The sequence below is a fragment of the Cellvibrio sp. KY-GH-1 genome (assembly GCF_008806975.1).
Classification (GTDB): Bacteria; Pseudomonadota; Gammaproteobacteria; order Pseudomonadales; family Cellvibrionaceae; genus Cellvibrio.
Genome location: NZ_CP031728.1, coordinates 5400367 through 5412888 on the forward strand (window position 1 = coordinate 5400367; position 12522 = coordinate 5412888).

Consider the following 12522-nt stretch of genomic DNA (forward strand, 5'->3'; position numbering starts at 1 on the left):
ATGGTTGCAATTGTCTCTGGATCTGGTCTGGGTTTATTAAACGTACAAGTCGCTAAATCAGACGTAGGAGGGGCAGGGAACAGCCAGATAGCAACCCATGTAAACGCCACCACAGGGAATTTGATTCTGAGGCAAAGGGATGAAATCCTGGTTAATGATGCCATTGGTTATCAGATCCTTCGAACCTACAACAGCCTTGGTCAGCTGGACGGTGATAACAATGATGGACACCGGTTCAGCTTTAACCAGACGCTAAGCAACTATGTTGCGCTCTCCACAATTACCCGCACCGCCGCCGATGGCTCCGCAACTGTATTTACCTACGTGCGCACCGAGACTGGTGTTGATTATTACCAGAGTGCTGATGGTGATGGTGCGCACGACACTTTGTCGTTCAATGGAACGGCCTGGGTGTATTCCAAAGACGGCGGTGTAACGAGCGAGACCTATCAATCATTCGGAGGCAGCTGGAGACTGGCGAGTCTCACGGATGCTGCAGGCCGTTTGACGCGCATTACCTACGATGGATCAAACCGGGTGAGTTTGATCGAAGTGTTTACCAAGGCGGATCACACCCAACCCGAGCAAGCAGTGCGCATCGAGTACAACGGCAGTGGCCAGGTACAGGCGCTGGTCAATCGTATTTATGACGGTGCGACCTGGACGGAGAAAACCGCTACACGCTACCAATACGATGCGGCGGGTAGACTGGAATCCGTAATCACTGATTTGACGCCGGACGATAATACTATTGCTGACGGCAAGGTATATCGGGTGACCTATACCTACGACGGTACGTCCACCCGTATCGCCAGTGTCACGGAAAGCAATGGGCAGGTTACCAGCCTGACCTATGAGCAGGATTCGGTTAGCCTGAAATGGCGAGTCAAAACGGTAGCGCAAGGAAGTAGCCCTGCGACTACGTTTTTCTATGGCACCAACACCACCAGTGTATTTGACTCACTGGGTCAGGAGTGGATTTATAAGTTTGATGCCAAGGGCCAACTGCTGGAGCAGCAATCGCCAGCCCTGAATGGCCAGCGGTTATCGACTCGCTATGAATACGATACCAAAGGCAATATCGCCGCAACCATTGATGGTGAAAACAACCGTATTACCTATACCTATGACATCGCCGGTAACGCGATCGGCCAGCAGGATGACCTGGGGAATACCGTCAAGCGTGTATACAACACCCGCAACCAGTTGTTATCCGAAACCCTCTATCAAACGCCGGATCCGGATGGTGGTGGAGCGGAAACTGCCCAAAAGCCACTCACCACACGCTATGTATATAACAGTGCCGGATTGTTGCGCTTTGAAGTTTCGGCGGCTGGTCGTGTTACTGAGCACCAGTACAATGCAAACGGGGAAAAAACCAGCACGATCAAATACGGCGGTGCGGTTTATAACCTGGCGGCACTCACACCGGCTGATAGTCTCAGCGAAGCCGATTTAACTACCTGGATTTCTGGCCAGAATCTCGCAAAAAATCAACGTACGGATTTCGAATACGACCTGCGTGGTCAATTAAGCAAAACGACCCAACATTCCCAGGTTAACAGCAGTGGTGCGGGTGTTCTCAACACCGCCACCAAAATTACCAGCCATGTGTACGACCCGTTTGGCCGTTTGTTGCAGCAGGTCAACACCCGCGGATCGCAAAGTGATACCACCACTTACACCTACGACGGGCTCGGTCGTCGCCTGACCGAATTACTGCCGGATGGTGGCTTGTCGACAACCACCTACAGTGATGCGGCCCATGCAATCCAGGTGGTGAATGCCGAGGGTACCAGCACGTTGAGTACCTATGACGCTGCCGGACGTTTGGTCAGCATTGCCCAGCAAGCGCCTGTGGGTTCATCAACTCCCGCACGGGAAACCCTGTATTTTTATGATGACGCTGGCCAGCGTCGAGGTGAACAGGCGCCGGATGGTTCGCGCAGTTACATTTTTTACGATGCGGCCGGCCGTACAACTGCCACCGTGGATGCCACCGGTGCGGTAACTGAATATGTTTATGACCGCCGAGGTTTAAAAACCAAAACCACCCAATACGCCAATCGTGTTAACACTCAATCATGGCTGGTTGCTGGCAAGGTAGTTCCCTCTGATATCGCTCTTATCCGACCGGTTGCCGATGCTCAACGGGACAGGTCTACCCAAAATTTGTATGACGCTGCCGGTCGATTGTTGTATGCAATGGATGCGGAAAACAACATCACCTTTTATCAATACGATGGTGCAGGTCGTCTGACGGGTACCGAGAAATTCACCGGTGATGATGAAAGTTTTGCCTTGCTGGATGTGAAGATTGAAAACGTACAGCGCAAGCCACGCGGTGCACAGGGCAACCTGTTTGGTACGGCGAACAATGACAATTTGCTGGGCAGTGATATTGCACAATCGCTCTACGGTTATGCCGGTATTGACACGCTCGATGGTGGCTTGGGCAATGACTATCTCTACGGTGGTGACCAGACCGATACCCTGATTGGTAACGAGGATGACGATTACCTGTACGGCGGTAATCATGATGACTTCCTCTACGGGTCGAGTGGTAACGACAACTTAAATGGTGAAGCGGGTAATGACCAGTTATGGGGTGGCACAGGGAATGACAATCTTGATGGTGGAGCAGGGAGTGATATTTATTATTTCGGGTATGGGGATGGACAAGACACTATTAGTGCAAGCGATTCCACGGTAGGGCGCAATGACATTATTCGTTTAGGTGATGCAGTGTCTGTGTCAGATGTTCGTTTGACTCGAGATACGTACCATTTGTACATCACTTTATTGAGCACTGGTGATCAGATCACAGTTAGCTACCATTTTTATTATCCGCAGTATGCAATTAATCAAATTGTTTTCGGTGATGGAACGATTTGGGATAGCACCAAAATACAGGAATTGGTTTCTACCGGTACTGCTTATGCTGAAAGTCTTTATGGTGATGCTCGCAATGACATTATTAACGGACTTGAAGGAAAGGATTGGATTTATGGAGTTGCAGGCAACGACACACTGGACGGTGGAGCTGATGATGATTCCCTGTATGGTGATACGGGAGCGGATGTATTAATCGGTGGTATTGGGGCTGATGGTTTATCGGGTGGGGCAGATAATGATTTGCTCTACGGCGGTGTCGGTAATGACAACCTGAATGGTGATGCGGGTAATGATCAGCTGTGGGGAGGAACCGGCGACGATACCCTGGATGGTGGAGTAGGGAGTGATATCTACTATTTCGGGTACGGGGATGGACAAGACACGATTAGTAGCAGCGACTCCACTGCAGGACGCAACGATGTTATTCGTTTACACGACGCAGTGACCGCATCGGATGTTCGTCTGTCTCGCGATACGCACCACTTATATATCACTTTATTGAGTACCGGTGATCAAATCACGGTCTCCTACCATTTTTATTATTCGCAGTATGCAATTGATCAAATTGTTTTTGGTGATGGTACGGTTTGGGACAAGGCCGCTATTCAGTCTATTGTTAGTACCGGTGGGCTTCGTCCCGAATATTTGGTCGGCGATGGACGAGATGATGTAATTAATGGTTCGTTTGGTGTTGATTCTATTTATGGCAATACAGGGAAAGATACGCTCGATGGCGGAATTGATGATGACTTTATTTACGGTGAGGCAGGTGATGACCTGTTATACGGTGGAGCGGGTAATGACTCGTTGTCCGGAGGAACTGAAAATGATCAGTTGTTTGGTGGGCTTGGCGATGATTCACTGTATGGTGATGCTGGTAATGATCAGCTAACGGGTGGGCTGGGCAATGATAGGCTGGACGGCGGCACTGGAAACGATACCTATTATTTTGGCTACGGCGATGGTGTCGATATTGTTAATAATAATGACAGCACCGCTGGCCGAAACGACGTTGTGCGCATCGCAGCTAACGCGTCAGACGTTCGCTTGACTCGATCAAGCAATGATTTGATAGCTACGTTAATCAGTTCAGGCGAGCGTATTACGGTAAACAACCACTTCACATCTGCAACTTATCAAATTAATACCATTCAATTTAACGACACATCTCTCACGGTAGCGCAAATTACTGCTGCAATCGTTACTGCTCCTGCAAATACAACCACAAACGGCACCACTGGTAACGATACGCTGTTAGGTGGTGTAGGCAATGATTCTATTAATGGTGGCAATGGCAATGATTCGTTGTTTGGTGCGTTAGGTAATGACTCGCTAAATGGTGATGCAGGTGATGATCACATATTTGGTGGGAAAGGGGATGACTCCCTCTCTGGTGGAGCTGGCAATGATACTTACTATTTTGCGTATGGCGATGGCAGAGACTCTATCAATGCCTATGACTCAATAGCAGGGCGCACAGAAACAATTTATCTTGACGCCTCAATTCCTGTTTCAGATGTACGATTGAGTCGTACGTCTAGCCATCTATATTTAACGTTATTGAGTACGGGCGATAGCATATACATTCAAAATCATTTTACTTCTGCGTCCTACGCGATTAACCAAATCATATTTGGTAATGGCACTATTTGGGGGAGTGCAGAAATACAAAATGCAATCGCAACAGGTACAGATAGCTCTGAATATATATATGGTAGTTCAGCCAACAATGTTTTGAACGGCTTTGAAGGTGCGGACCAGATTTATGGCGATGCTGGCAACGACACTATTGATGGTGGAATGGATAATGACAAGTTATGGGGTGAGGCGGGAGACGATTCATTAATTGGTGGTTTTGGTAATGATTCACTCTACGGCGGCACAGGAAATGATTGGTTATCTGGTGGAATATCTAACGATATTTTGACCGGAGATGAAGGCGATGATTACCTCTTTGGTGGCGCAAATGCGGATAACCTTTCTGGTGGCGCAGGTAATGACCATTTAGATGGAGGTACAGCTAACGATCAACTCTCTGGTGGTGCAGGGAACGACACCTATTATTTTGGTTATGGTTATGGGCAAGACTCGATTAATAACTACGACACCACAGTTGGTCGTAATGATATTTTGCGCCTTAATAACAGCGTCAGTGTAAGCGATGTTTTTCTTTCTCGCACAAGTGACGATCTGCAAGTTAATTTGGTCAGCACCGGCGACAGAATTATTATTAGCAGCCATTTCAGCACGAATATTGATTATCGGCTAAATGCAATTGTATTTGGTGATGGCACAGTCTGGAATGTAGAGGCTATTCAAAATATTGTAACGGCTGGCACTCGCCATGCAGATTATCTGGTGGGGGATAATCGCAACGATAACATTGTGGGCTTGTTAGGCAATGATTCCCTTTATGGTATGGCCGGCGATGATACGTTGGATGGAGGGATGAATGACGATTATATTTGGGGGGGCATTGGTCATGATCTCTTAGTTGGTGGTTTGGGTAGTGACGATCTTCGTGGTGAAGACGGTGACGATACTCTGGTTGGTGGTGCTGGTAACGATACGCTTTATGGCGGTAATGGCCGCGATGTGTATGTGTTTGAACCGAATTTCGGTTCAGACACAATTAATAATTCGTGGAATGTAACTGAATCCCAGGCCAATCGGTTTGACATCATTCGTTTCGGAAATGGCATTTCTTCTTCCGATATTCGCGTTACTCGTAGCAGCAATAATTTAATTGTTACTCACGTCCCTTCTGGCAACAAAGTTACAGTCACCAGTTTTTTCCTGAGTGATGGCAATTCTACTAGTGCGATAGGCGCTATTGAATTTGCCAACGGCGTTGTGTGGCAAAAAACTGATTTGATGTCCAAGGTGCTTGTCTCCACCGATAGCATTGATGTGATTTATGGCTTTGATACCACCGATGATGTATTGCGGGGTGGCCAAGGTGTTGACACCCTTTATGGTCGCGCCGGGAATGATTTCCTGGACGGTGGTGATGATGCGGACACTATTTATGGTGAAGGCGGTAATGATTGGCTTATTGGTGGCTTAGGTAATGATAGTCTCCGGGGTGGTGTCGGTGATGACTATCTTGAAGGTCAAGCGGGAAGCGATTATCTCCATGGTGAAGAAGGTAATGACAAGCTGTATGGTGGTGTTGGTGATGACACTCTACTCGGTCTAACGGGAGATGATTATTTAGCTGGAGGACTTGGTAATGACAGTCTAGAAGGCGGAGCTGGGAGCGACACCTATTATTTTGGTTATGGTGATGGGCTGGACAGAATTAATAATGATGATTCTACTTCCGGTAGAAATGATGTTGTTCGTCTTGCTGATGATGTGCCGCCCTCAGATGTTCGACTTACACGGAGTGGTAGTGACCTGTTAATCGCGTTATTACGTTCGGGAGATATTCTCACTGTTTATTATCATTTTGGTTCTTCAGCTTACGCGATAAATGCCATCCAATTTGGCAACGGAGTTATTTGGGATGCTGCAACCATACAAAATATTGCGGCGGCTGGTACTAATGAGTCTGAGTACACCGTCGGTGATAGCCGCGATGACGTGATTTTTGGATTGGATGGGCGGGATTCGATAAGTGGTCGTGCAGGCAATGACACACTGGATGGTGGCTTGGATGTTGATACTCTCTGGGGGGATGACGGTAACGACTTATTATTTGGTGGAGCTGGATCTGATGTTCTATACGGTGGTGCCGATAACGATTCACTGAATGGGGGGGTAGGCAACGATACATTGAATGGTGATACTGGTAATGATTTTCTAGTTGGTGGAATTGGCAACGATACATTAGATGGTGGTACTGGAAGCGATACTTATTATTTCGGTTATGGTGATGGACTGGATTGGATTAATCAAAATGATTCTTCAAGTGGTCGCAACGACATTATTCGTCTAGCTGATGATGTTTTACCATCCGATGTTAAATTGACTCGAGACGGATCTTATACCAACGATTTGGTTATTACGTTGCTTAGTACCGGTGATCGTATTACGGTGAATTATCACTTTGGTTCTCCTGGTTACATGATTAATAGCATCCAATTTGGTAATGGTGTTATTTGGGATTCCGCAGCCATTCAAAATATGGTTTCGACCGGCACAGTTGAGTCAGAATTGTTAGTTGGTGATTCAAGGAATGACAATATTACCGGCTTGGCGGGAAAAGATAGTATCTATGGGCGAACAGGCAGCGATACGCTTGACGGCGGAATAGATTCAGATTATCTCTCGGGCGAAGAAGGAAATGACGTATTAATCGGTGGAACTGGTGACGACAATTTGTACGGTGGAATCGACAATGATTCATTGTATGGTGGTATTGGCGATGACGTGTTAAACGGTGATGAAGGCAATGATTATTTAGTTGGGGGAATCGGAAATGATACGTTAAATGGTGGTACTGGCAGCGATACGTATTATTTTGGCTATGGTGATGGTTATGATTGGCTTAACCAAAATGATTCTTCAAGCGGGCGTAATGACATTGTTCGCTTGGCCGATGATATTTTGCCGTCTGATGTACGTTTGACCAGAGGTGGAACTTACAGCAACGACTTGATCATTACACTGTTAAACACCGGTGAGCGCGTCACAGTTCATTATCATTTCGGTGGTTCATCATATGCAATTAATAACATCCAATTTGGGAATGGTGTTATTTGGGATGTGGCAACTATTCAAAATATAGTGTCCATCGGAACTAATAACTCTGAAAATCTTTATGGTGATGGCAGAGATGACGTATTAACCGGTTTGGCTGGAAAGGATGGATTAAGCGGGCGAACTGGTAATGATACGTTAGATGGTGGTTTGGATACCGATAGTCTTTGGGGAGAAGAAGGCAACGATTTGTTATTGGGTGGCTCTGGTAACGACACGCTATACGGTGGAGTAGGTAACGATTCACTTTATGGAGGTGCGGATAACGATACCTTGAATGGTGACGAGGGCGATGATTATTTAGTTGGTGGTTTGGGCAATGATTATCAGCGTGGTGATGCTGGCAACGATACTTATTATTTTAGTTATGGTGATGGCAACGACACTATTTATGCGTATGACACTACCGCGGGTCGCATAGAGACTCTCCGTCTTGCGGACGCAATATTACCCACTGATGTTCGTTTGGTAAGGACTGGCTCTTCTAATTACGATTTGCGAATCACGTTAATCAGCACTGGTGAAACTATCACAGTTGATTATCATTTTTACGGCGCTTCCTATGCACTTACTAATATCGTATTTGGTAATGGTACTGTCTGGAATGCTTCCCAAATTTCGTCCAATATTGTTACTGCTCCTGCAGCCCAAACGTTAACGGGAACTACCGGTAACGATGTCTTGTCGGGTGCGCAGGGCAATGATGTTTTTTATGCAGGAGCTGGTAATGACACGCTCAATGGCGGCGCTGGTGCTGATAACCTCCGGGGTGAGGCGGGTGATGACCATTTAACCGGTGGTATTGGCAACGATTCTCTGACCGGTGGTGCGGGTAATGATACCTACTATTTCGGTTACGGTGATGGACTGGACAGTATCGATAACAGCGATTCAACAGCCGGGCGTATTGATATTTTGCGCCTACATAACTCTGTTCCTGTTTCTGATGTTAGGTTAACCCGCTCGGGTGACTATCTCTACGTCAATTTGATCAGTACCGGCGAGTATATCGCTGTTGAAAATCATTTTGCCTCTGCGACTTATGCGATTGACCAAATCATTTTCGGTGACTCAACAGTTTGGAATGTTGCAGCAATTTTCAACAATCTTTCAGTCGGTAGTGATGATTCTCAAACGTTGTATGGTTCTACCCTTTCTGGCTTGGTTGGAAGGGATATTCTTTATGGTGGAGCGAGTAACGATACACTAGATGGAGGTATTGATAACGATACCCTATTTGGTTATGCCGGAAACGATTTGCTATTGGGCGGTTTAGGGGCAGACGTGCTTTATGGTGGCACCAGTCAAGACACGTTATTAGGTGGTCTGCATGGCGATGATCTTTATGGTGAGGCCGGCGATGATTATGTAGTGGGTGGAAAGGGTAATGATACCCTTTCAGGTGGTGAAGGTAGCGATACCTACTACTTCAGCTACGGCGACGGACAGGATGTTATTTATAACGATGATAGTTCAGTAGGACGAAATGACATCCTGCGATTGGATGATGCCATTGCGGTATCTGACGTTCGTTTTACGCGCTATGGCGATGATTTGTATATCACGCTTATCAGCACTGGTGACAGTGTCCGTGTAAGTTCACATTTCTCAGCGGTTCGCAATGAAATAAATAGAGTGGTGTTGGGTGATACTGCGGTATGGGACGCTGCAACAATTCAAAACATTGTGTCAGTAGGCACTATTGAATCAAATTACCTGGTAGGTGATAGCCGTAATGATTCGATTACTGGCCTGGAAGGTAGGGACTCTATCTGGGGGCAAGCGGGTGACGATATCCTTGATGGTGGTATTGATAACGACTCCCTCTACGGTGAAGCGGGTAATGACACGCTCTACGGCGGAACAGGCTCAGACTCTTTATCTGGCGGCAATAATAATGACTGGCTCTACGGTGGTGCTGATAACGACACGCTCGATGGTGATGCCGGCAACGATAATTTAGTCGGCGGTATCGGTAACGATACCTTGCGTGGTGGATTGGGTAACGACACCTACCACTTCGATTTGGGTTTTGGTTCCGACACCATCACCGAACATAATTTTGGCTCTGCGGAATACGTCAATCAACTTAACATTGTCCAATTCGGCACAGGTATTCTCGCCTCGGACATTGAAGTTACGCGCAGCAGTAATGATCTGTATTTAACGCACGTCCCTTCGCAAAATCGTATTTTAATTAATAATTATTTTGATCTTGAAGGCGCTTCGTCTTACGCGATCGAAGAGGTTCGCTTCGCGGAAGGTGGTGTTATCTGGACGGTGGACGATATTCGTGCACTGGTAATTGCTACGTCAGAAAAAACCAACAATATTTACACCTACTCCGATGGTAATGTCATTAGTGCTGGCAATGGGAATGACTGGATTTCTGGAGCGGGCGGCAATGACACATTGTTTGGTGATTTGGGCCATGATGCATTGTATGGCGGTGCGGGTCATGATTCGCTCGTTGGTGGTGCGGGTAATGATTCCCTGCAAGGAGATGCGGGCGAGGATTGGCTGGATGGTGGTTTAGGTAGCGATGACCTTTGGGGAGGAGCAGGCCACGATATCCTGCAAGGCGGTGCTGGCAATGACCGTCTGTATGGCGATAGCAGTTCAACCGAAAAAGGTAACGACACCCTGTTGGGTGGTGCTGGTAATGATTCGCTCTATGGCGGAGGTGGCAACGATACCTACCGCTTCGAGCGTGGTTTTGGGCGCGATGTTATTTACAACGCTAATTACTACAATACCGACGTAGTCACAGCCCAGTTAGATGTAGTGCAATTCTCGGCCGACTTTTTGCCGTCGGATATTCGCTTGACCCGCAATGCGACGGATCTGTTCCTGAGTGTCTTGAACACCGAAGACCGGTTAACGATTGCCGATTATTTTGTCAGTGATGGCAACACTAACGCACGTATCAACGAAATCCGTTTTGTGGATGGCACTGTGTGGAAACTGGCGGATGTGTTTGCGCTGGTGGCACAAGAAGAAGTGACTTATCAACAAACGCGAGTGAGCTTTGGCAGCATTCCTGGCCAGAACACCTTGTCGGCTTATATCAGTGTTAATAATTCACCCTTCGTCAAAGTGTTGAAGGAAGGGGATTATTTCTATGCTGAGTTCAATCACCTGACGTTGGGCACCCACACCTACAGTATCGAATACCGCGCGGACACGGGTGAGCCCTTGTACAAAGGGGCGGGTGAATTCCATGTGAGCACCACTGGTGTTGAGCACCAAACCACGCAATTTATTAAATTGGCAGATGTAGAGCAGTCGCGCACTACACGCTATGTGTACGATGCGGACGGCAACCTGGTGCGCACGATTGATTCAGCCAATTATGTGACGGACAACCAGTACGATGCGCTGGGTAATCGCCTCAGCGGTACTGCCTATGCAGAATCGGTGCCGAATCTGGCGCGCCTGACCATGAACAACCCGTTGCAGGTGCTGAAATCCGATAATCCGAAGGCGCTGTGGCAATTTGATGATGCCACCACAACTACGTTGGCCGACACCAGCGGTAGCGGCCTTAACGGCACAGTCTTTGGTAGCGTTACCGCCGGTCAATCAGGTGCGTATGGCAGCGGCAAGTCGATGAACTTTGCCGGCACCTCGGGCACTTATGCGGACCTGGGTGTGAGTTCAACACTGGGGGTTACTAATTACCACAATTACGCGACCGGTTCAGTTGAGTTGTGGATGAAGACCAGTGCGCCGGGAACCGGGGCACGTCATCTGTTGGGCCATACCGATTACGGTTTGCGTTTGCAAAATAATGTTCTGGAATACAAAACCTATTCCGGCGGTTGGGTGAATACCGGTATTAGCCTGGCGGATGACCAGTGGCACCAGGTGGTGTTGTCCAATACGTTTACCAATGGTTCGATTTATTCGGATTCGATTGGCAAATTGTATGTGGATGGCAAGTTGGTGTTCTCCGGTGTGGCGGGGTTGATGTCCTGGTCAAATTCAGACCGTATCTATGCCGGTGGTTTGCCGGGTGCCAGTGCGCAGAACTACAAGGGCTTGCTGGATAATATTGCGATCTATGGTGAGGCGCTGAGCTCTGACCAGATCAAGCGTCATTACGATGCCTTTACCGGCGTTAACCGTGCGGTAAATGCGGATTCCCTGGTGGTTCCCACCAGTGCGCAGGATCAATCCACCCGTTATTTCTATGATGCGCAGGGGCGTGAAGTTGGCCAGTTAAGTGCGCAGGGTTTCCTGACTGAAACGATTTATAGTGAAAATGGTAGCCGGGTCACGACGGTGGCCTACGGTAATCTGGTGACCGGTATTACCGCTGGCGATACGCTCGACAGCGTGCGTGCCCGTGCAACCAACACCAAAGACCAGACGTCGGTGGTGGTATATAACGCGCGTGGTCAGGTGGATTCCGAGATCAATGCGGAAGGCAGTATTACGCGTTATTTCTACAACAAACTGGGCCAGTTGTTGAAGAAAACCTCCGGTGAAGGGGCCGCTGATTTTACGGATGTACGTATTCAGCATCAGCGTTACGATGCCTTTGGCCGTTTGGTAGGCAGTTTGAATGCCGAGGGCAGTGCATTGCTGCACGCCGGTTTGACGGCGGCGCAAGTGGATGCGTTGTATCGCGATTACGGTACGCAATATAGCTACGATGCCAATAACCATTTGACCAGTGCGCGCGATGCCAATGGTCATACCACCCTGTATTTCTACGATTATGCCGGTCGTGAAGTGTACCGGGTGAATCATCTGGGTGAGGTAGTTGCTACCGGGCGCAATACCTTTGGTGAGGTGGTTTCAACTACACAGTATGCTGGCACTATTTCCACCGCCGGTTTAACCGGCGGTGTTGGCCTTGCGCTGGTCAGCAGCCGTGTTGCCGCGATTGCAGATGCCCAGCAGGATCGTGTTGAAACA

At 48.0% G+C, this 12522-nt stretch carries 1 protein-coding gene (only partly in view); it reads left to right on the forward strand.

The window, feature by feature from the left end; genetic code table 11:
• Positions 1-12522: the 5' end (the start) of a calcium-binding protein gene (locus D0C16_RS22555; RefSeq protein WP_151034424.1), read on the forward strand. The gene runs 28185 nt beyond the window's last position; only the first 12522 of its 40707 coding nucleotides appear in the window; its start codon is at positions 1-3; the stop codon falls past the right edge of the window.